Here is a 19,795-nt window from a genome sequence, read left to right on the forward strand (position 1 = left end):
TCCCCTGGCTTCTCGCCGAATCAGGAGGACGACGAAGATGACCAGCGTCGAAAAGAAGACCTGCCTGCCGGGCGCCGCGAACCTCGAGTTCATGCGCACCGTGGACCGTTCCCTGCTGCACCGCTGGGCGCTCTCCGAGGTGTTCCTCACGGACGCCCGCCAGGCCGGCCCGGACGAGTATCTCGCCGCCGCCCAACTGCCCCTGCTGCACGCCTACTACACGGGCCACACCTCACGGCTCGACGCCCCCGACCCGCTGCTCCTGCTGGAGTGCTGCCGGCAGGCCGAGACCTACGGCGGCCACGAGTACGCCGGGGTCTCGCGCAAGAGCAAGTTCCTGCTGCGGAACTGGACGATGGAGCTGCCGGGCCTGCTCACCGTCCCGCAGCAGGACCGGCCCGGCGAGCTGCGCATCTCGGTGCGGACCAGCGACCGCCGCGGCACCCCGGGCGATGTGCGGCGGCTGAAGTTCGGCATCGACATGAAGCTCTACCAGCGCTGCCTCGGCTTCGTGCGGATGGACGTCGGCTACATCCCCGCCGAGGTCTACGACACCGTCCGGCTACAGGGCCGCGGCCGGCCGCTGGTGCCGTTCAAGGACCTGCCGCGCCAGACCGCGCACGTCGCCCCGCACCTGGTCGGCCGCAGCGACCCGGCCAACGTCGTCCTGGTCTCCGCCACCGTGGGCAGCGACAGCGCCTCCGCCGCCGTCCGGGTCCCGCTGGAGAACCGCAGCATGTTCGACCACGGCCAGGACCACGTGCCCGGGATGGTGCTGATGGAGGCGGCCCGCCAGCTCTGCCTGCTCGGCGTCTCCGACCTGTGGGGCGCCTCGGTCAGCCGCAGCACGGTGGCCGGCTTCGACTTCTCCTTCATGCGCTACGCCGAGCTGGACGTCCCCACCACCGTCCACATCCGCAAGACCGAGCCGTACGCGCACGAGGACAACCTCAGCCTGATGCTGCCGGAGCTGCGCACCTTCTACCTCGACTTCGAGCAGGACGGCGACATCATCGCCTCCGGTCAGATGCACACCACCACCGCGTCCACGGGTGTCGCGCTGCTCGACGGGGAGGAGTGCGCGTGATCTCCGACGACGTGTGGCTCGTCCCGGCCGAGTGGCTGCCGCCCGAAGCCGAGAAGACCACGGACGCGCTGGCCGCGGGACGGGTGAGCGCCGACGAGGCGGACGCGATGGGGTACGAGCAACTGCCCGTCTCCACCGGCCTGTCGGCACCCGAGATGGCGGTACGGGCCGGCCTGCGCGCCCTCTCCCGCGCCGGTGTCCCGGCCGGTGACCTCGCCGCCATCCTGCACGCCTGGACGTACTACCAGGGCCACGACTTCTGGTCGCCCGCCCACCACGTGGCCGCCGGGACCGGCGCCCTCGGCGCGGTGCCGACCGGAATCCAGCAGATGTGCAACGGCGCGGCGGCGGCCCTGCGCGCCGCGGTGCACCACCATGCCGCGCACCCCGGCGGCGCCCCGGTCCTGGTGACCACCGCCGACCGCTTCGCCCCGCCCGGCTTCGACCGCTGGGGCGGTGACTACGGCGTCTGGTACGGCGACGGCGCCACCGCGGCCGTCGTGGGCACCGGGACGCCGGGTCGTCGCGGCCCCGGTTCCGGGATACCGGAGGGCGCGCTGGCCCTGTGCGCCTTGCAGACCCGGGCCGCGCCCGAGCTGGAGACCGCGCACCGGGACACCGGCACCTTCCACCCGGCGCCGCACACCCGCAGTGCGGCCGTGGACGTCCGCCGCACCAAGAAGGCGTTCCTGGCCGGGCACGGCAAGCCCCGCTTCCTCGACCGGCTGCGGCACGAGACCACCGCCGTACTGGCCGCCGCGCTCGCCGAGGCGGGCATCGGCTCCGGCGGGCGGCGGCTGACCGAGGTCCTGCTGCCGCGCCTGGGCCGGGCCACCGCCCGGGACGTCTACGGTCCCGCCGTCGCCGAGGTCACCGACGCGCCCTTGGCCGACCTGGGCGAGCGCACCGGCCACCTGGGCGCCGGTGACCTGCTCTCCAACCTGACCGCCCTGGCCGCGGAGACCGGCCCGCACCGCCTGGAACCCGGCCGGTACGCCGCCGTACTGAGCGCGGGCGCCGGCTTCACCTGGAGCGCGGCGGTCCTGCGCCGGGCCTGAACTCCCGCGCAAAGCGCACCAGTTGTCCGTACTCCCATAGCTCGCCGTTGATCACTGTTGATCACTGTTGCTCGCACTCGCTCACTGTCGCTCACCGCTTCGCATCGATGAAAGGCACCGTCATGACGTTTCCGCAGCGCGAGGGTCCCGGCGGGAGGCGTCCCGTCCTCGTCGTGGGCGCCGGCCCCGTGGGACTGGTCCTCGCCACCGAACTGCTCGCCCAGGGCGTCCCGGTCCGGCTGGTCGACAACTCGGCCGCCGGTCCCGCCCAGCACTCCCGGGCCAGCGTCGTCTGGCCGCGCAGCCTCGAACTCCTCGGCCGGATCGGCGCCTCCGAGCCGCTGATCGAGCGGGGCAACCGCCTGGACTCGGTGCGGTACTACTCCGACAAGCGGCCCCTCGGCGCCGTCGAGATGAGCCGGCTCACCGGGACCCCGTACCCGTTCGGGGTGGTCGTCCCGCAGGACACCACCGAAGAGGTGATCCGGGGCCGGCTGGCCGCGTACGGCGGTGAGATCGAGTCCGGGTCCGTCACCGGGCTCGACACCTCGGGGCCGGTACCGGTCGTGGACATCGAGCGGCCCGACGGGCGCACCGACCGGGTGGAGGCGGAGTGGGTGATCGGCGCGGACGGCGCGCGCAGCGCGGTACGCCGCCTCGCCGGGATCGACTTCCTGGGCACCGGCAACGACGTGCTGTTCGCCATCGGTGACGGCCCGGTCGCCGGCGACCTGGACCCGCACGCACTCGTCTACGGCTACTCCCGCAGCGGCGCCCTCGGCATCGCCCCCTTCGGCGACGGCCTGTTCCGGCTCGCCATCAGCGTGCCGGACTGGCGCGAGGAGCAGGGGCCGCCGCCGGAGCTGTTCCAGAAGTTCGTCGACGAGCGCTCCCCGCGCCCCGGGGTGGTCGGCGCGCTGGACTGGTCCACCATCTTCCGCGCCCGGCGCCGGGTCGCCGAGACGATGCGGGCGGGCCGGGTCTTCCTCGCGGGCGACGCCGCCCACGTGTTCAGCGCGGCCGGCGCCCAGGGCATGAACACCGGCATCCAGGACGCGGTCAACCTCGCCTGGAAGCTGGCGGGCGTGGTCAAGGGCGCCTTCGAACCGGGCATCCTCGACACCTACGACAGCGACCGCCGGCTGGCCGCGGAGCGGATCGTGCTGACCACCGCGAAGCAGACCAGCTGGGGGCTGTTCAAGCGGCGCCACGAACTCGCGCTGCGCGACGGCGCGGTACGGCTGGCCCACCGGACCGGGGTGCTCCAGCGGTTCGGCGCCCCGCTGATGGCACAACACGACGTCAGTTACCGGCCGGCCGAGTCCCTGCGGGACACGCTCCCCGGGCTGACCCGCAGGGTCCGCGCCGGTGACCGGCTGCCCGTCTTCGCCTCGCACGACACGCCCCAGCCGGGCGCCGAGCGCTGGCCGGCGATCGATCCGGCGCGGCCGACGCTGCTGCTCTGGGCCGGGGAACGGCAGGACGCCGCCTGGGTGGCCGCCGTGGCGGCCGTGACGGCGGCCGTGCCCGGCGGCGTGACGGTACGGGACATCTCGGCGTGGCCGGGCTTCACCCCGCTGCTCGGCAGCGCGCCGAGGGCCGTCGTCGTCCGCCCCGACGGACACATCGCGACCCTCACCGAGCCGGACCCGGTCGCGGTCCGCACGGCCCTGCGCCGCGGGCACACCACGTTCCGCACGGGACGCGCGGACACCATGGAGACAGCGGAGACAGCGGAGACCGTGGAGACCGCAGAGGCGGCAGGGGCAGCGCGGGCAGGGGGCGCGACGGACGCGCCGGCCGCCCGGCTCTCCGCCGTGGCGGACCCCGCCGACCGCGCCGCCGACGCCAACGCCAACGCCACCGACAACGTAGGGGAGTTGGTGTCGTGAGCCGGGCCGCCGTGCTCTGCGGGCTGGGCGGGGCGCTGCCCGCGCGGGCCGTCTCCAACGAGGAGCTGGCCGCCCGGCTGGACACCTCCGACCAGTGGATCCGCACCCGCACCGGAATCCGTACCCGCCATGTCGTGGCGCCCGGCGAGGCCACCTCCGACCTCGCGGTGGCGGCCGGGGAACGCGCCCTCGCCTCGGCCCGCCGTACCGGCGGGGAGACCGCCGCCGAGGTGGACCTGGTGGTACTCGCCACCAGCACCCCGGACCGGCCCTGCCCGGCCACCGCGCCGGACGTCGCCCAGCGGCTCGGGCTCGGGACGGTACCGGCCTTCGACGTGGCGGCCGTGTGCACCGGGTTCGTCTACGCCCTGGCCGCCGCCGCCTCCATGATCACGGCGGGGGTCGCGGAGCGGGCCCTGGTGATCGGCGCGGACACCTTCTCCACCATCCTCGACCCGGACGACCGCACCACCCGGGCCATCTTCGGCGACGGGGCCGGAGCCGTGGTGCTGCGCGCCGGGGAGCCGGACGAACCGGGGGCGCTGCTCGGTTTCGACCTGGGCAGCGACGGCTCGGGCGCCGATCTGATCACGGTGCGCGCCGGTGGCTCCCGGCAGCGTTCGAGCGCCGAACCCCCGGGCGCCGCAGACCACTTCTTCACCATGGACGGCCGGCCCGTCTTCACCCAGGCCGTGCTGAACATGAGCCGTTCCGCGCAGACGCTGCTCGACCGTGTCGGCTGGCCGTCCGCCGAGTTGGACAAGGTCGTGGCGCACCAGGCGAACATCCGGATCCTGCACGCCGTCGGCGAGCAACTCGGGCTGGAGGAGAAGCAGATCGTGGTCAACCTGGACCGGGTCGGCAACACCGTGGCCGCCTCGATCCCGCTCGCCCTGTGCGACGCCGCCGACGACGGCGAGCTGCGGCCGGGCCACCGCGTCCTCCTCACCGGCTTCGGCGGCGGCCTCACCTGGGGCTCGGCCGCGCTCGTCTGGCCGGAGCTGGACCCCGGCCCCACCGGACCGCACCACCGCACCATCGCAACCGACACCGAGATCACCGAGAACACCACTGAAAGGAACACCGACATGAGCATCCCCACCGTCCACACCCAGGAGTCCCTCAAGCACCGCGTCTCCGTCCTGATCAGCGAGAAGTTCGGGCTCGACGAGACGGAACTCCTCTCCGGCGCCACCTTCGACGAGCTGGAGATCGACTCCCTCATCCTGGTGGAGCTGAGCCTCATCCTGCGCAAGGAGATGGGCATCGTCCTGGTGGAGGGCGAGCTGAAGTCCTCCTTCACCCTGGACGAGGCCGTCGCCGTGATCCGTGCGAAGGCGGATCAGGCATGAGCGGCGTGGCCCGGGGCCGCGGCGTCGCGGTCACCGGCATAGGTCTGGTCACCCCGGCCGGCATCGGGGTGGAGGAGAACTGGCGGCGCGTGCTGTCGGGCGTCTCCGCCGCGACCACCGACCCCGAACTCAAGGGCGAGCGGGTCGACATCTCCTGCCGGGTCCCCGGCTTCGACGCGACGGCCGAACTGGGCCGGCGCACCGCCTGGCGGCTGGACCGCTTCGCCCAGCTCGCCGTGGTCGGCGCCCGGCAGGCGGTCGCCGACTCCGGCCTGGACACCGCGTCCTGGGACTGCACCCGGGTCGGCGTGGTCATCGGCAACTCGCTGGGCGGCGCGAGCACCCTGGAGAAGCAGCTGCGCACGTACTTCGAGGGCACCCCCGAGGACGTGTCGGCGCTGATGATCCCGATGGGCATGGTCAACATGGTCGCCGGGTACGTCGCGATGGACCTGCGCATCCACGGGCCGAGCCTGGTCACCGCGACGGCCTGCGCGTCGGGGGCGTCCGCGATCGGCACCGCCCGCGACTGGCTGCTCTCCGGGCTGTGCGACGTGGTGCTGGCCGGCGGCACCGAGTCGGCGATCAGCCCCGGCACGCTCAACGGGCTGGCCCGGATGGGCGCGTTGTCGGGCCGTACCGACGAACCGGGCGCCGCCTCCCGCCCGTTCGCGGCGGACCGGGACGGCTTCGTGGCCGGTGAGGGAGCGGCGCTCCTGGTGCTGGAGCGGTGCGCCGACGCCACCGCCCGGGGTGCCCGGCGCTACGCCGACATCGCCGGCTTCGGCGCCACCTCCGACGCGCACCACGCCACCGCCCCGCATCCGCGGGGCGACGGCCTGGCCCGGGCGCTGCGGTACGCGCTCGCCGACGCGGGGGTGCTCCCCGACGAGGTGGAGCACGTCAACGCGCACGGCACCTCCACCCCGATGAACGATCTGACGGAGGCGCGGGCCCTGCACTCGGTGCTCGGCGCCGGTGCGGCCATCACCTCCACCAAGGGCGTCACCGGACACACCCTGGCCGCGGCGGGGGCGGTCGAGGCTGCGTACACGGCTCTGTCGCTCTACCACGGCGCGGTGCCGCCCACCGCGAACGTGCAGTCGCTGGACCCGGCGATCGACGTCGACATCGACGTCGTCACGGGCGCGGCACGGCACCGGCGGATGAGCGTCGCCGCGAGTACGTCGCTGGGGTTCGGCGGCCACAACGCCGCGCTGGTCCTCACCGCCGCCTGACGGGGCCGGGGTCCCGCACCCCCGGCCCCGGCACCACCCCGCCTCCGGCACCCGCACCCGCACCCCGACCACCTGACCACCCAACACCCCTCGAAGGAAAAGGAGTTCGCGTGAGCACGCGTCGCCTCGGACCGACCGGACTCGACGTCCACCCGGTAGGACTCGGCTGCATGGGAATGAGCTGGGGCTACGCCGAGTCCCAGCGGGACGACTCGGTCTCGGTCGCCGTCGTCCGGCGCGCCCTCGACGCCGGTCCGGTCCTGCTGGACACGGCCGACGCCTACGGCGCGGGCCACAACGAGACCCTGGTCGGCCGGGCCCTCGCCGGACGCCGTGCCGACGCCGTGGTCGCGACCAAGACCGGCATCGTCGTGGACGACCTCGCCACCCGCACCCTGAGCCGGGACGGTTCCCCCGAGCACATCCGGCGCTCGGCCGACGCCTCGCTCCGGCGGCTCGGCGTCGACGTCATCGACCTGTACTACCTGCACCGCGTCGACCCGGCCGTACCGCTGGAGGAGTCCTGGGGCGCGCTCGCCGAGCTGGTCGACGCGGGCAAGGTGCGCCACCTCGGGCTGTCGGAGGTGACCCGGGAGCAGGCCGACGCCGCCCACCGCGTCCATCCGGTGGCGGCGGTGCAGTCCGAACTCTCCCTGTGGACAAGGGAACCGCTCGACGAGGAGACCGGGATCGCCGGCTGGTGCGCCGCGCACGGTGCCGCCTTCGTGCCGTTCGCACCGCTGGGCCGGGGCTTCCTCACCGGCCGCTATGCCCGGCCGGAGGAGTTCGAGGCCGGTGACTTCCGGGCCTCCAACCCGCGGTTCACGGGCGAGGCGTTCACCGCCAACCTGCGCATCACCCAGGCGGTGGAGAAGGTCGCCGCCCGGCACGGCGCCACCCCCGCGCAGACCGCGCTGGCCTGGACGCTCGCCCAGGGCGACCACGTCGTCCCGGTGCCCGGCACCAAACAGCTCCGCTATCTGACCGACAACCTGGCCGCGGCCGGTCTGCGGCTGACCGAGGGGGACCTGCGGGAGCTGGACGCCGTCCCCGCCGCCACCGGCAGCCGCTACTGACCCAACTCCCCCTGTCCTTACCGCCCTTCCGCACCTCGACAACCGACAGGCACCCCGACAACCGACAGGCACCTCGACACCCCACAGGCAGGAGCACAGTCATGCCCGCTCAACCAGGCGCCGCCGCCGCGCCGTCCCCGTACACCGTGGCCGTCGTCGGTCTGGGCGACACCGGACTGGCGCTGGTGCGCCGGCTGGCCGGCGCCGGGCTGCGGGTCGTCGGCATCGACGACGACCCCGCCGCCCTGGTCCGCGCCCTGGCGCTGGACCCGTCCGAGCGCGCCCGTACGCTGACCCGCTTCCCGGCCGGGGTCGCCGAGGCCGACCTGGTCATCGAGGCCGTACCGGAACCGGCGGCGCTGAAGCGGCTGGTGCTGGCGCGGGTGCGCCAGCACCGGCGGCCCGGCACCCCGGTGCTCACGACCGTGCTGACCACTCCCCTCGCCGAGCTCGAAGAAGCGGCCGGCGCCGACCTGTTCGCCCTGCGCTTCCTGCGCGCCGACGCCCTGGACGCGGTGGAGCTGGCCCGCGCTCCCGGCGCCGGGGACGCCGCCGCCGAGCGGGTGGAACGGGTCCTCGCGGCGGCCGGGATCACCGCGCACCAGGTCGTCGACCGGCCCGGTTCGCTCGCCCCCGGCCTCCTGCTCGGTCTGCTGAACCGGGCCGCGTGGATGGTCCAGGACGGCTACGCCACCGCCGAGGACGTCGACACCGCCGTACGGCTCGGCTGCGGCTGGGCCGAGGGCCCGCTCGCGGTGCTGGACGCGATCGGCCTGGACACGGCACGCGACGTGCTGAGCCGGCTGCACGGGCCGGGCGGGGAGCACGCGGCACCGGCACCGGTGCTCGACGAACTGATCGCCCGGGGCTCCCTCGGCCGCAAGACGGGCCGCGGCTTCCACCGGTACGACGGGCAGGGCGCCGACGCCGGCGGCTCGCCGCGCCGGCCGGTGGAGCCGACCGCCCCGCCCGGCCGCCGGGTGGCGGTCGTCGGCTCCGGCACGATGGCCACCGGCATCGCCGAGGCGTTCGTCCGCGGCGGCTTCGACACCACGCTGCTGGCCCGCACCGAGGAGAAGGCCAGACTCGCCGCCGAACGCGTCGTGTTCGCGCTGGAGCGCACGGCGCCGGACGAGGCGGAGCGGGAGGCCGGCTTCACGGCGACCGCGGACCGCTCGGTGCTGGGCACGGTGGACATCGTCGTGGAGGCGGTGGTGGAGGAACTGGAGGTCAAGCGGCGGCTCTTCGCCGAACTGGGCGAGGTCTGCGCCCCGCGCACCCTGCTGGCCACCTCCACCTCCAGCCTGCCGGTGGCCGCCTGCACCGAGCCCGCGGGCCGCCCGGCGGACGTACTGGGGCTGCACTTCTTCAATCCGGCGGCGGTCATGCGGCTGGTGGAGCTGGTCCCCGGGGAGGGCACCAGCGAGCACAACCTGGCCCGGGCCCGCGCGCTGGCCGAACGGCTCGGCAAGCGGGCCGTGCAGTGCGGCGACCGGGCCGGCTTCATCGTCAACGCGCTGCTCTTCCCCTACCTGAACCAGGCGCTGGGCCTGCTGGACACGGACGGGACGACGACCGCCGCGCTGGACGCGACGGCCCGGTCGGTGGGCGGCCAGCCGCTCGGTCCGGTCCGGCTGCTCGACACGGTCGGCGCCGACGTGGCCCTGGAGGTGCAGCGCCGGCTGCACGCCGACCCCCGCTGCCGCGCCCCCCGGCCGGCGCCGCTGCTGGAGGGGCTGGTGGCCGCGGGACACCTGGGCCGCAAGACGCCCGGCAAGGGAACCCGCAGCTATCTGACCGCCCGCGCCGCCGCACCGGCCCCGGTGTCCGCCTGATCCCCTGCCGCTCCCCCTTCCCGGAAGGCGCACCCGATGTCCTCTGTCCCCGGCTCACCGAACGCCCCCGTCGAGATCGCCTTCTTCGATGTCGACGAGACGCTGATCACCGTCAAGAGCATGTTCCGGTTCCTGGAGTTCCACTACCGGGAGCGCGGTCTGCCGCCGTCCGCCTACGAGGCGGCGGCGGGGTCGCTGCGGCGCAGGTCGGCGGCGGGCGTCTCACGGCTGGTCACCAACCGCGAGTACTACCGCCTCTACGCGGACCGGCCGCGCGAGGAGCTCTTCGCGCACGGCCGCGCCTGGTTCGACACGGAGGTGGCCGGCGGCAGCCTGCTGCATCCGCCCGCGGTCTCCGCGCTGCGCCGGCACCAGGAGCGGGGGGCGTTGATCGCCCTGGTGTCGGGGTCGTTCCGGCCGTGTCTGGAACCGCTGGCGGGGCTGCTCGGCGCCGACGAGATCCTGTGCAGCGAGCCGGAGTACGCCGACGGCCGCTGCACGGGCCGGGTGGACCACCCGGTCATCGGTGTCGAGAAGGGCCGGCTGGCGCGCGCGCTGATGCGGCGGCACGCGGTCTCCCCCGCGCGCGCCGCCGCCTACGGCGACCACGCCTCCGACCTGGATCTGCTGCTCTCCGTGGGTCATCCCGTGGCCGTCGGCGGGGACATGGTGCTCGGCGCCCATGTGGCCCGGGTGGGCGGGGCCACGCTGCCGGGGGCGGTCCGTGCCCCGGACGTCAGCCGGTCTGCCCCTTGGCGACGGACACCAGTGCGGTGAAGCACGGCAGCTCGTTCTGACTGATCGTCACCAGGAAGCGGGCACGGCCGAGTTGGTCGTCGGGCAGCAGCTGGGCGTGGACCCAGCAGGGGGCGTCCAGCTCGACGTAGCGGTGGAAGACGGTCTCCATCGCCTCGGCGACCCCGACCCGGGGGTGGCGCATGGTGCGCGCGGCCTGCTTGGCCGCCTCCAGCAGGAGGATGCCCGGGGCGTGGTCGCTGGGGTGGTCGAAGTACATCGGGTGGTGGGTGTCGATGCGCAGCTGCCAGCGGTCCCGGGCGTCGGTGGGCGAGAGCACCGCGTCGCGGAACTCGTCGCTGGCGCCGGAGGCGGGGGACGGCAGCGGGCGGCTGCGGGCCAGGGCGAGCATCTGGTCGGCGTCGCCGTGGGGGCCGCGCAGCCGCTCGTAGACGGCGGGCTGCTGGATGGTGAAGAGGGTGTGGGCGGTGGCCAGTTCCTCGCCGTCGCGCGAGACGGTGATGGCGAGCGACAGGGCCGTGACCCGGCCGCGGCGGCGGACCACGTCGTCGCAGTGGATGCGCAGTTCGGGCCGGCCGCCGGTGCCGCCCTCGCGCAGCGTCCGCAGGTTCAGCGTGTACCGGTACTCGCTCCAGAGCAGACGGTGGCCGAACGGGACGTCGTAACCGGCGTGCGCCAGCAGCGGGAAGGTCTGCCGGATCGACTCCGTGAGCAGTACGGCCCCGTCCTGGCGGCTGTCCCCGGTGGCCCCGAGCCAGGCCGTGTCCGTCCAGTCCGCGACGACGAGGAACTCGTCCTCCGCCGGCCGCCGGAACCCGCTGAGCAGCACCTGACCGGCGTCGTGCTTGTGGACGAGGTCCTTCGCGACCCGGGCCGGGTGCGAAACGGCAGCCGTCACTGTCTCGTTCATATGGATCCCCCTGGTGAAAAGCCACGACACGCGCTGTCTCCCCGTGGTGGCGGAACCGCGCCATGGCACGTAACATAGAGGACGTTCTTTTTTTTGTCGAGACCGGGATGCGACCATGGCACCAGCGAAACAGAACCGCGCCCCCAAGCAGGAGCGCGCGGTGCAGACCCGAGAGCAGCTTCTGAAGGCGGCGGCGGAGGTCTTCGACGAGTACGGCTACGCCGGCGCGGGGATCAACAAAATCCTTCAGCGCGCGGGGCTCACCGCGGGTGCGCTCTACTTCCACTTCAAGGACAAACAGAACCTCGCGATGGAGGTGATGAACGCCCAGCGCGGCACCATCGAGCCGCACGTACCCACCACCGGCCTGCAACGTCTGGTGGACATCACCCTCATCTGGTCCCACTCGCTCCAGGCCGACCCGCTGCTGCGCGCCGGCGTCCGGCTCACCGGCGAACAGGCCGCCTTCGGCTCCCAGGACGCCACGCCCTACACCGTCTGGGCGCGCAGCTTCGAGGATTGCCTGGACGCGGCCCGCGCCCAGGGCGAACTGCGCGCGGACGTCAGCCCCGACGAGCTGGCCGAGTTCGTCGTCGGCGCGTGCACGGGTATGCAGGAGTACGCGCAGGTCGTCTCCCGGCGGGCCGACCTGCCCCGCCGCACGGTCACCATGTGGCGGTTGCTGCTGCCCGGCATCACCGCCGGCCCGGCACTCGACAAAATCGAGAACAGCGAGGAGCGCGCGATGTCCCTGTGGACCGCCGTGCGCGCACCCGACCAGGGGAGGGAACCCGACCATGCCTGACCGACCACGCAGACTGCGGCTCGCCGCCGTGAACATCGACGGCGTCCTGCTCGACGACACCTTCAGCCCGCTCATCCACCGCTTCGTCACCCGCCGCGGCGGCACCTACTCGGCCGAGGTCGAGCGCAGCATCTTCTCCCAGCGGCAGGCCGACGCCGGCCGCGCCCTGGCGGCGGCGGTACCGCAGCCGATGACCGGCGAGGAAGCCCTCGTCTCCTACTTCGAGGAACGCGCCGCCCACCTCGCCGACCACCCCGTCGAGATCACCGAGGGAGCCGTCCCGCTGCTGGAACGGCTGCGCGCCGCCGGACTCGACGTGGTCTGCTACGGCGGCCTGTCCGCGTCCCACTTCGACGAGCATCTCGGCGCCCACGCCGGGCTGTTCACGCCGCCGCGCTACATCTGCACCAACGACGTGCGCCCCGGTCTGCGCGAGATCACCGCGCACTTCAAGCTCGACCACGGCCAGGTGCTGTTCATCGACGACGTGGCCCGGGTCGCCGAGGCGGCGCGGGCTCTCGGGGCGCCGTTCGTCGGCCACCCGAGCCGGTACGAGCACAGCCACCAGGCCGCGTTGATGCGGGAGGCGGGGGTGCGCCATGTGGTGCGGTCCCTGGACGAGATAGACGAGGCGCTGCTGCGCACCCTGGACGAGGAGGCGGCGGCCGGCACCGTGTGGCCTACGACGGCCTCCGACGGGCCGGCCAGGACGGGCGGCTAGCGCGGCCGGCCCGGACAGCACCGGCCGGGCCGCGGACCGTCCGGCGCCTCGCTCACGCGAGAGCCCGGACGGGTCCCGTACGGCGTCCCGGCGCGAGCAGTCAGTTCGCGGACGTCTCGTACGGCTCGGGTGCCGCAGCACCCCGTACGGCCCGGGTGCCCGCGCGTCTCGTACGGTCCCGATCCCCGCGCGCCTCAGACGGCGAGGGTGCCGCCGTCCACGGGTACCGTCGCGCCGGTCACGAAGGACGCCGCGTCGCTGCACAGCCAGAGCGCGGCCCGCGCCACCTCGACCGGCGCGGCGAACCGCTTCTGCACGGCCCGCGCGAAGAACGCCTCCTCCAGACCGGGGAGTTGATCGATGGCCGACTGCATCATCTCGGTGAGCGTGCTGCCCACGGCGAGCGCGTTGACCCGGATGCCCCGTTCCCCGTACGAGGCCGCCGCCGCCTTGGTCAGCCCGATCACGGCGTGCTTGGCGGCCACGTAGGGCGCGCCCACACCGGTGGCGATGAGACCGGCCACGCTCGCGGTGTTGACGATCGCGCCGCCGCCGGTGTCGAGCATGGCGCGTATCTGATGGCGCATGCAGTTCCAGACCCCCCGGACGTTGACGTCCATGACGGTGTCGTAGTCGTCGTCGGCCATCTCGTGCAGATCGACGCCGAGCGTGGCCCGGCCCGCGTTGTTGAAGGCGGCGTCCAGGCGGCCGTAACGCCGTACCGCCGCGTCCACGATCCGTTCGACGTCCTCGCTCCGTCGCACGTCCCCGGCGACGGCCACCGCCCGGCCGCCCTTCGCCTCGATCTCCTCGGCTAGCGCGACGAGCCGGTCCTCGCGGCGGGCCGTGATCACCACCTCCGCGCCCTGCTCGGCGAAGAGCCGGGCGGCCGCCGCGCCGATGCCCGACGAAGCTCCGGTGATCATCACCACCCGGCCGTCCATTGCGCACAGTTGTTCGATCATGACGGGCAGTCAAGCAGCCGCCCGGCGGCGAGTCAGCCGGATCCGATCCCTCCATATCGGCCAACCTGCCAAGAACGTCCTCAGCTGCTGGTTCTCCGGATCTCTTGGGCAACTCTTGACCTATGGTGGTGCCGTTGCGGCCGGTACCCGGGCCGAGAGGGAGGCGCGAGCACAGGTGGCGAAGCAGGAGCGGGCGGAGCAGACCCGGCAGCGCCTCATCGAGGCCGCCGCCGCCGAGTTCGCCGAGCACGGCTACGTCGGCACCTCCCTGCACCGGATCGTCGACTCGGCCGGGGTCACCATGGGCGCGCTGACCTTCCACTTCCGCACCAAGTCGGCGCTGGCCGACGCCGTCCAGGAAGCCGGTACGACCGCCACCCGCGAGATCGTCCGCGCCGCCGCGCCCGCGCCGGGCGTGCGGGGCGTGCTCGACGGGGTGCTGGCTCTCGCCGACGCGTTGCGTACCCGGCAGAGCATCCGCGCCGCCGCCCGGCTCACCCGCGAGGGGCATGCCCCGGGCTCCGGCTGGTACGACTCCTGGGCGCCGGGTCTGCGCGACTCCGTGGAGCGGGCCTGGCGCGAGGAGCCCCCGGACGGCGGGCTGACCCCGTTGGCGGCCACCTCGCTCCTCTCCCACGTCCTGCTCGGCGTCGAGGCCGCGGCCTGCGCCCCGGACGCGCTGCGCACGGTCACCGGGGACGGTCCGCAGGAGAGCCTGAGTCAGGCCCTCACAGCGCTCGGCGCCCTCCTCACCCCGGCGGCTCCGGCGGGAACGGCGGACGGCACGGATTTCACTTACGGCACGGAGACCCCACCGCTCCCGCCCTCCTCGCCGCCCTCACCCAAATCGCCGTTGGGCAGAGTTGGCTGACGGATCATCAGGCCCCGTGGAGGGCCCTGTTTCAGGATCGCCCGCCTCACTGACTGCACCGTTCCGCACACACGCCGTGGCGCGGAGGCCGGTCCGCGGGCCGGTGCCGCACCGCCCCGCGCGGAATTTTCCGGGCCCCGCCCCGCCCGCGGCCGTAGGCCTCGTCGCAGCTCAGTACGGCTGGACGAGGTGTCGTAGGGCCACGCGGCGCGCCTCCTCACCACTGTCCGGCCGGCACTCGGCCTAGAAACATAGAGAATGTTCGCTATATTTCATGGAGCCGAGGAGCAGCCCGGAGGAGAGGAGCCCGCGCATGTACCAGGTCGACGAGCACGGCCGCGTCCAGGACCCGGCCGCCCACCGGCTCTTCGCCCATCTGCCGCGGGCCGACCAGCGGCGGTGGGCGGGCGTCTACCTGCGAGGGCTGCTGGCCACCCAGGGCAAGAAGACGCTGCGGCGCGTGGCGGCCTCGGTGACGCCGTCCCCGACGGCACCCCAGTCGTTGCAGCAGTTCGTCAACGACAGTGCCTGGCAGTGGCGTCCGGTCCGCGCCGAACTGGCCCGCTGGGTGGCCGAGCACACCGCCGCGTACGCCTGGACGCTCTCCCCGGTGATCATCCCCAAGCGGGGCGAGCAGTCCGTCGGCGTCCACCGGCGCTTCGTGCCCGCCTTCGGACGCACCGTCAACTGCCAGCTCGCCGTAGGGGCGTTCCTCTCCGGTGACCGCGGCGACCTCTCCGTCGACTGGGGGCTGTACCTGCCGCGGCGCTGGACCGAGGACGCCCAGACGCGCCGCCGAGCCCGCATACCCGACGGCACCGGCCACGCCACCGCGGCCGAGCTCTGTCTCGCGCTCGCCGACCGGCTGGCGCGGAGCACGCCCCGGATGCCGCCGGTCGTCGTCCACACCGACGGACACATCGACGCCCGGGCCGTGGCCGAGGGTCTGGAAGCCCGCGGTATGGAGTGGATCGTGGCGGTGCCCCACACGCTGCCCCTCTCCCTCGCCCCGGCCGCCCTCCCCCACCCGGCCGGCGCGCCGGTCCGCCCCGGGGCCCCCGTCCCGGCGGGCGACCTGCTGCGCCGGCACGCCAGGCCGGACTTCACCGCGCGCCCCAGCCCCGACCGCCCTCAACTGGGCGCCGTACGCGTGCGGTTGGCGAGCGGGGCACGGACCGCTCTGCTGGTCGGCGGCTGGACCGGACCGTTCCCTGCACCCGACCGGGTCTGGCTGACCAACCTCCCGCCGGCCCGGCAGGACCAGGCCCTCGCGGTCATCGCCGCCGCCTGCACGGCGCGGGTCGGGGTCACCGAGGCGGAACTCGGCCTGCACGACTTCGCCGGCCGGTCCTACCCCGGCTGGCACCGCCACGCCACGCTGGTCTCCGTCGCCTCCGCACACCGCCGGCTCGGGCACGAGCCGTGTCCGACCCCGGGCGCCGGGCGGCTCCGCCCCCGGCCGCTCCGGCCCCCGGACAGCTGACCGGCCACCACCCACACCCCCGTCCCGCACACCCCGAGCCCCCGTCCCGCACACCGCACCCCCACGCGCACCGAACGCCTCACCCCACCCCCACGCACAGCACCACGGGAACCCCCGCCGCGCGCGGCGCCGGGCTCCCGCCGAACTGTTCGCCCGCACACCGCTCGGCGCACCGGGCGGTGACACCCACCTTGAGGAGGGGCTGTGGAGTTCCGTGTCCTTGGACCGATCGACGTCCGCGAGCGGGGGCGTGACATCACCCCCAGCGCACCCAAGCAGCGGCAGGTGCTCGCCCTGCTCATGGCGAAGGCCAACCACCGGGTGTCCGTACCGGCGTTGCTGGACGAGGTGTGGGACGGCGAACCGCCCCGCACCGCCACCACCGCCCTCCAGACGTACATCGGGGCGATACGCAAGGCGCTGGCCGCCGCCACCGGCACCGGCGCCCGTGCTGTCGCCGACCACCGGCTGGTGACCGACGGCAACGGCTATGTGCTGCGGCTCCAGCCCGAGGAGTGGGACCGGCCGCGCTTCGAACGGCTGGTCCTGGACGCGCGCTCGCTGCTGGAGCGGCGCGAGGCGCAGGCCGCCGTGGACGTCCTGGGCGAGGCGCTGGCCATGTGGCGCGGCGCCCCCTTCTGCAACGTCCGCCCCGGCAGCCGGCTCACCGCGCAGGCCCGGGTGCTCAACGAGGCCCACCTCGCGGCCTGCGAGGCGCGCATCGACGCGCTGCTGCTCTGCCGGCGCTTTCAGGAGGCGGTCGGGGAGGCCGTCGCCCTGGTCGGCGACCACCCGTACCACGAGAACCTGCACACCCAGCTGATGCGGGCGCTGTACGCCTCGGGGCGCAGGGCCGCGGCGCTGGACGTCTACCAGTCGCTGCACCACCGGATGACCGACGACCTCGGCATCCCGCCGTCACCCACCACCACGACGCTGCACCATGTGATGCTCCAGGACCGGCCCGACCAGCGGTACCTCGCCGCCGCCGGGGCCGGGGCGCTGCTCTGAGCCGGGTCCGCCCCGCTCAGGCGTCCCCGCCCTCCTCCGCCCACAGGCTCTCCACGGCCCGGGTCGGGCCGCCCGCCTCGCGTACCCGCTCCATGGCCACGTGGACGAAGGCCCGCAGCCGGGCGGTCTCGTGGCCGGCGGGCCAGATGAACGCGTAGTCGATCCGCGGGGCGTCCGTGAACGGTTTGAAGACCAGGCCGGGTCGGCTGTAGTACTGCGCGCCGGCCGCCGCCACCGGTGTCACGCCCTTGCCCGCCAGGACCAGCGAGAGCGCGTCCTCCCAGTGCGTGATGGCCTGCCCGTGCGGGATGGGCCGGCCCGACGGCGTCTGGCGCGGGAAGTGGTGGTCGAGCCAGTGCGCCGGCACGCTCCCGCCGACCGTCAGCAGCGTCGCCTCCGCGAGGTCCTCCACGCTGACCGCGTCGCGGCGCGCGAACGGGTGCGCCGACGACATCAGCAGCACCCTCGGCTGCGACAGCAGCACCGGACCCAGCGTCAGATCGGGCTCGGCCACCGGCGGTTCGGTGACCTGGAGTTCGATGTCCCCGGCGCGCAGCGGGCCGTAGGGGTCGGAGATCTGTACCTGCCGGATCGGCACGTCCACGCCCGGGTACCGGCGGCCGAACGCCTCGGCGATGCTGTGCAGCAGATGGCCGGTGAACGCGCCGGAGAAGCCGATCCGCAGCGTGCCGGTGATCCCCCGGCCGGCCGCCATGGCCCTCGCCACGGCCTCCTCGACGGACCGCCACGCGGGCGCGACGTCGTCCCTGAGCTGCTCCCCGATGGGCGTCAGGGTGACCTGGCGGCTGGTGCGCTCGAAGAGCCGGGCACCGATACGGCGCTCCAGCCGGGCGACGGTCTGGCTGACCCGGCTCTGCGATACCCCCACGCGGTCGGCGGTGCGGCCGAAGTGCAGTTCCTCCGCGAGGGTCAGGAAAATCTCGATCTCCTGGCGTTCCATTCCCGTCTCCCCGTCTCCCGCGTCTCGCCGTCTCCCGCACCCCTCACCGCCGCGACCTCGAACGATGAGTCCGGCGAATCGATCGTTGCACAGATCGTCCTTGTTGCGCAGGTCTCCGGATTCGAAGCTGGTCAGGCCAGCCGCCACTCCGTGTCCGCAAGGGAAGGACCGCTCATGACCGTCACCGAATCCTCGCCCCCGACCGAACCCACGCACGCCGTCCTCGCACCACCCGAGCCCGCCGCCGGCGCCGCCGCGGGGGCCGCCGCCGGCACCGGCGGCGCCGTCTTCGGGGCCCGCGAGTGGCTCGTGCTGATCACCCTGTGCTGCGCCACCTTCATGTGCGGCCTGGACTTCTCCATCGTCACCGTCGCCCTGCCCGACATCGGCAGCGCGCTCGGCTTCTCCTCGGCCGGCACCCTGCAGTGGGTGGCCACCGCCAGCCTGCTGCCGTCGGCGAGCCTGCTGCCGCTCTTCGCCCGGGTCGCCGACCTGATCGGCCGCAAGCGGCTCTTCACCCTCGGCGTCGCCGTCTTCACGCTCTTCTCGCTCGGCGCCGCCTTCGCCGACAGCCCCGGCGTGCTGATCGGCGCCCGGATCGGCCAGGGCACCGCCGCCGCGATGATCGCGCCGGCCGCCATCGCCCTGATGACCGGCTACTTCGCCGAGGGCCCCAAGCGTGCCCGCGCCCTGGGTCTCAACGGCGCCGTCATGTCGCTGGGCTTCGTGCTCGGCGCGCTGGGCGGCGGGGTCATCACCAGCGGCTTCAGCTGGCGCTGGACGATGGTCGCGCTCTGCGTGATGGGAGCGCTGGCCCTGGCCGGCGCGCTGGCCCTGCCGGCGATCCGCGAGGCCAGTGCGGCGAAGCGGATGGACATCCCCGGCGCGATCCTCGCCACGCTCGGCCTCTTCGGTCTGGTCTACGGCATCTCCACCGGCGGTGACCAGGGCTGGACCCGCGCCGCCTCGCTCGGCCCCATCGTCGGCGGCCTGGTGCTGCTGGCCGCGTTCCTGGTGGTGGAGCGGCGCCACCCGGAGCCGCTGGTGCCGCTGTCCGTGCTCAACCGGCCGACCATCAAGTGGTCGGGTCTCTTCGGTGTGATCACCTTCGGGATGTGCGCCGGTACGACGGTGCTGCTCAGCCTGTACATGCAGGACGTGCTCGGCTTCAGCGCCCTTCAGGCCGGTCTGAGCTACCTCGGCGAGGGCGCGGCGGCGACGGCGGGCGGCATGTTCGTCGCCCGGCTGCTGGGCCGGTTCGGCGGGGTGCGGGTGCTCGCCGCGGGCCTGCTCATCCAGGGCGTCGGCACCGTCTCGATGTTCGCCCTCCCGCAGCACGTCAGCCTGCCCGCGTTGCTGATCACCTCCTCCGTCATGGGTCTGGGCCACGTCTTCAGCGTGGTGTCGTTCATCACCGTGATGACCTCGGGCGTCAGCGAGGCCGACCAGGGCGTCGTCGGCGGCCTCTCGCAGCTGCCGCAGTACGTGGCCGCGATCGGGGTCTCCGGGCTCAGCGCGATCGCCGCCGCCCGCACCAACGCGCTGTCGTCCGGTTCCGTCCCGTCGGCCGCGGACATCCTGGGCGGCCTGCACGCCGGGATGGTCACGGCCGGTGTCGTCGCGCTGGCCGGTGCCCTGCTCGTCGGTGTCGTCCTGCGCAAGCGGACCGCTGCGTAGGCCGTCCCGTGCCCGGCACCCGGCACTGCCCGCCGGCACCGCCGGCGCGCCCGGCGCGTCCGTCCGCCGCCCCCCGGCGGACGGGCGCGCCGCCCCC

16 protein-coding genes and 1 pseudogene are annotated in these 19,795 nt (G+C 74.0%); 14 read left to right on the forward strand and 3 right to left on the reverse strand.

Annotated elements, in window-relative coordinates; genetic code table 11:
* Nucleotides 1–37 precede the first annotated feature (37 nt).
* From ABZT12_RS01660 to ABZT12_RS01695, 8 genes and pseudogenes are all read left to right on the forward strand, one after another.
* Nucleotides 38–1,087: an AfsA-related hotdog domain-containing protein gene (locus ABZT12_RS01660; protein ID WP_356375507.1), complete on the forward strand. Its 1,050-nt coding sequence runs from the start codon at nucleotides 38–40 to the stop codon at nucleotides 1,085–1,087.
* Nucleotides 1,084–2,145: a 3-oxoacyl-ACP synthase gene (locus tag ABZT12_RS01665; RefSeq protein WP_356375510.1), complete on the forward strand. Its 1,062-nt coding sequence runs from the start codon at nucleotides 1,084–1,086 to the stop codon at nucleotides 2,143–2,145. Before ABZT12_RS01660 ends, ABZT12_RS01665 begins: the two co-directional genes overlap by 4 nt.
* Nucleotides 2,146–2,267: 122 nt before the next feature.
* Nucleotides 2,268–4,037, forward strand: coding sequence for an FAD-dependent monooxygenase (locus ABZT12_RS01670; protein WP_356375512.1), 1,770 nt, complete (start codon nucleotides 2,268–2,270; stop codon nucleotides 4,035–4,037).
* Nucleotides 4,034–5,047: pseudogene (locus tag ABZT12_RS01675) on the forward strand (beta-ketoacyl-ACP synthase III); the annotation flags it as partial. The gene ABZT12_RS01670 and the pseudogene ABZT12_RS01675, both read left to right, overlap by 4 nt.
* A gap of 338 nt (nucleotides 5,048–5,385) precedes the next feature.
* A complete protein-coding gene (locus ABZT12_RS01680) occupies nucleotides 5,386–6,627 on the forward strand; it encodes a beta-ketoacyl-[acyl-carrier-protein] synthase family protein (protein WP_356375515.1) in 1,242 nt (413 codons plus the stop codon).
* Nucleotides 6,628–6,737: 110 nt separating this feature from the next.
* The gene (locus ABZT12_RS01685) at nucleotides 6,738–7,703 is read left to right on the forward strand and encodes an aldo/keto reductase (protein ID WP_356375518.1); all 966 of its coding nucleotides are present in this window, start codon (nucleotides 6,738–6,740) and stop codon (nucleotides 7,701–7,703) included.
* Nucleotides 7,704–7,804: 101 nt separating this feature from the next.
* Nucleotides 7,805–9,538 (forward strand): 3-hydroxyacyl-CoA dehydrogenase family protein, encoded by a 1,734-nt coding sequence (locus ABZT12_RS01690; RefSeq protein WP_356375521.1) that lies wholly within the window; start codon nucleotides 7,805–7,807, stop codon nucleotides 9,536–9,538.
* Between the two features lie 36 nt (nucleotides 9,539–9,574).
* Nucleotides 9,575–10,315 carry an HAD-IB family hydrolase gene (locus ABZT12_RS01695; RefSeq protein ID WP_356375524.1) on the forward strand — a complete coding sequence of 247 codons (741 nt, stop codon included), beginning with the start codon at nucleotides 9,575–9,577 and terminating at the stop codon, nucleotides 10,313–10,315.
* Here the strand turns inward: ABZT12_RS01695 and ABZT12_RS01700 are convergent.
* The gene (locus ABZT12_RS01700) at nucleotides 10,275–11,204 is read right to left on the reverse strand and encodes a ScbA/BarX family gamma-butyrolactone biosynthesis protein (protein WP_356375528.1); all 930 of its coding nucleotides are present in this window, start codon (nucleotides 11,202–11,204) and stop codon (nucleotides 10,275–10,277) included. The genes ABZT12_RS01695 and ABZT12_RS01700 overlap by 41 nt on opposite strands.
* Nucleotides 11,205–11,319: 115 nt before the next feature.
* On the opposite strand from ABZT12_RS01700, the gene ABZT12_RS01705 reads away from it, so the two are divergent.
* Together ABZT12_RS01705 and ABZT12_RS01710 are read left to right on the forward strand one after the other, a co-directional pair.
* Nucleotides 11,320–12,009 carry a ScbR family autoregulator-binding transcription factor gene (locus ABZT12_RS01705; RefSeq protein WP_356375531.1) on the forward strand — a complete coding sequence of 230 codons (690 nt, stop codon included), beginning with the start codon at nucleotides 11,320–11,322 and terminating at the stop codon, nucleotides 12,007–12,009.
* Nucleotides 12,002–12,730, forward strand: a complete 729-nt coding sequence (locus ABZT12_RS01710; protein ID WP_356375534.1) for an HAD family phosphatase — start codon at nucleotides 12,002–12,004, stop codon at nucleotides 12,728–12,730. The genes ABZT12_RS01705 and ABZT12_RS01710 overlap by 8 nt, the downstream gene beginning before the upstream one ends.
* 194 nt (nucleotides 12,731–12,924) lie before the next feature.
* Here ABZT12_RS01710 and ABZT12_RS01715 read toward each other — a convergent pair whose 3' ends face one another.
* Nucleotides 12,925–13,695, reverse strand: coding sequence for a glucose 1-dehydrogenase (locus ABZT12_RS01715; RefSeq protein WP_356375537.1), 771 nt, complete (start codon nucleotides 13,693–13,695; stop codon nucleotides 12,925–12,927).
* A gap of 175 nt (nucleotides 13,696–13,870) precedes the next feature.
* Between ABZT12_RS01715 and ABZT12_RS01720 the strand changes: the two genes are divergently transcribed.
* From ABZT12_RS01720 to ABZT12_RS01730, 3 genes are all read left to right on the forward strand, one after another.
* Nucleotides 13,871–14,566 carry a TetR family transcriptional regulator gene (locus ABZT12_RS01720; RefSeq protein ID WP_356375540.1) on the forward strand — a complete coding sequence of 232 codons (696 nt, stop codon included), beginning with the start codon at nucleotides 13,871–13,873 and terminating at the stop codon, nucleotides 14,564–14,566.
* A 313-nt stretch (nucleotides 14,567–14,879) separates the two neighbouring features.
* The gene (locus ABZT12_RS01725; RefSeq protein WP_356375543.1) at nucleotides 14,880–16,049 is read left to right on the forward strand and encodes a transposase; all 1,170 of its coding nucleotides are present in this window, start codon (nucleotides 14,880–14,882) and stop codon (nucleotides 16,047–16,049) included.
* A 204-nt stretch (nucleotides 16,050–16,253) separates the two neighbouring features.
* Nucleotides 16,254–17,060, forward strand: coding sequence for an AfsR/SARP family transcriptional regulator (locus ABZT12_RS01730; protein ID WP_356375546.1), 807 nt, complete (start codon nucleotides 16,254–16,256; stop codon nucleotides 17,058–17,060).
* Nucleotides 17,061–17,076: 16 nt separating this feature from the next.
* Here the strand turns inward: ABZT12_RS01730 and ABZT12_RS01735 are convergent, their stop codons facing one another.
* The gene (locus tag ABZT12_RS01735; protein WP_356375549.1) at nucleotides 17,077–18,021 is read right to left on the reverse strand and encodes a LysR family transcriptional regulator; all 945 of its coding nucleotides are present in this window, start codon (nucleotides 18,019–18,021) and stop codon (nucleotides 17,077–17,079) included.
* 174 nt (nucleotides 18,022–18,195) lie between these two features.
* Here ABZT12_RS01735 and ABZT12_RS01740 point away from each other — a divergent pair, with 174 nt between their 5' ends.
* Nucleotides 18,196–19,698 carry an MFS transporter gene (locus tag ABZT12_RS01740; RefSeq protein WP_356375552.1) on the forward strand — a complete coding sequence of 501 codons (1,503 nt, stop codon included), beginning with the start codon at nucleotides 18,196–18,198 and terminating at the stop codon, nucleotides 19,696–19,698.
* Nucleotides 19,699–19,795 lie beyond the last annotated feature (97 nt).

The sequence above is a fragment of the Streptomyces sp. NPDC005423 genome (genome assembly GCF_040606415.1).
GTDB lineage: Bacteria > Actinomycetota > Actinomycetes > Streptomycetales > Streptomycetaceae > Streptomyces.

Excerpts from the sequence above, each read along its gene's own strand:
- ABZT12_RS01660 (WP_356375507.1), top strand. The coding sequence starts at position 38 with ATGACCAGCGTCGAAAAGAAGACCTGCCTGCCGGGCGCCGCGAACCTC.
- ABZT12_RS01670 (WP_356375512.1), top strand. The coding sequence starts at position 2,268 with ATGACGTTTCCGCAGCGCGAGGGTCCCGGCGGGAGGCGTCCCGTCCTC.
- ABZT12_RS01680 (WP_356375515.1), top strand. The coding sequence starts at position 5,386 with ATGAGCGGCGTGGCCCGGGGCCGCGGCGTCGCGGTCACCGGCATAGGT.
- ABZT12_RS01690 (WP_356375521.1), top strand. The coding sequence starts at position 7,805 with ATGCCCGCTCAACCAGGCGCCGCCGCCGCGCCGTCCCCGTACACCGTG.
- ABZT12_RS01695 (WP_356375524.1), top strand. The coding sequence starts at position 9,575 with ATGTCCTCTGTCCCCGGCTCACCGAACGCCCCCGTCGAGATCGCCTTC.
- ABZT12_RS01700 (WP_356375528.1), bottom strand. The coding sequence starts at position 11,204 with ATGAACGAGACAGTGACGGCTGCCGTTTCGCACCCGGCCCGGGTCGCG.
- ABZT12_RS01705 (WP_356375531.1), top strand. The coding sequence starts at position 11,320 with ATGGCACCAGCGAAACAGAACCGCGCCCCCAAGCAGGAGCGCGCGGTG.
- ABZT12_RS01710 (WP_356375534.1), top strand. The coding sequence starts at position 12,002 with ATGCCTGACCGACCACGCAGACTGCGGCTCGCCGCCGTGAACATCGAC.
- ABZT12_RS01715 (WP_356375537.1), bottom strand. The coding sequence starts at position 13,695 with ATGATCGAACAACTGTGCGCAATGGACGGCCGGGTGGTGATGATCACC.
- ABZT12_RS01725 (WP_356375543.1), top strand. The coding sequence starts at position 14,880 with ATGTACCAGGTCGACGAGCACGGCCGCGTCCAGGACCCGGCCGCCCAC.
- ABZT12_RS01735 (WP_356375549.1), bottom strand. The coding sequence starts at position 18,021 with ATGGAACGCCAGGAGATCGAGATTTTCCTGACCCTCGCGGAGGAACTG.
- ABZT12_RS01740 (WP_356375552.1), top strand. The coding sequence starts at position 18,196 with ATGACCGTCACCGAATCCTCGCCCCCGACCGAACCCACGCACGCCGTC.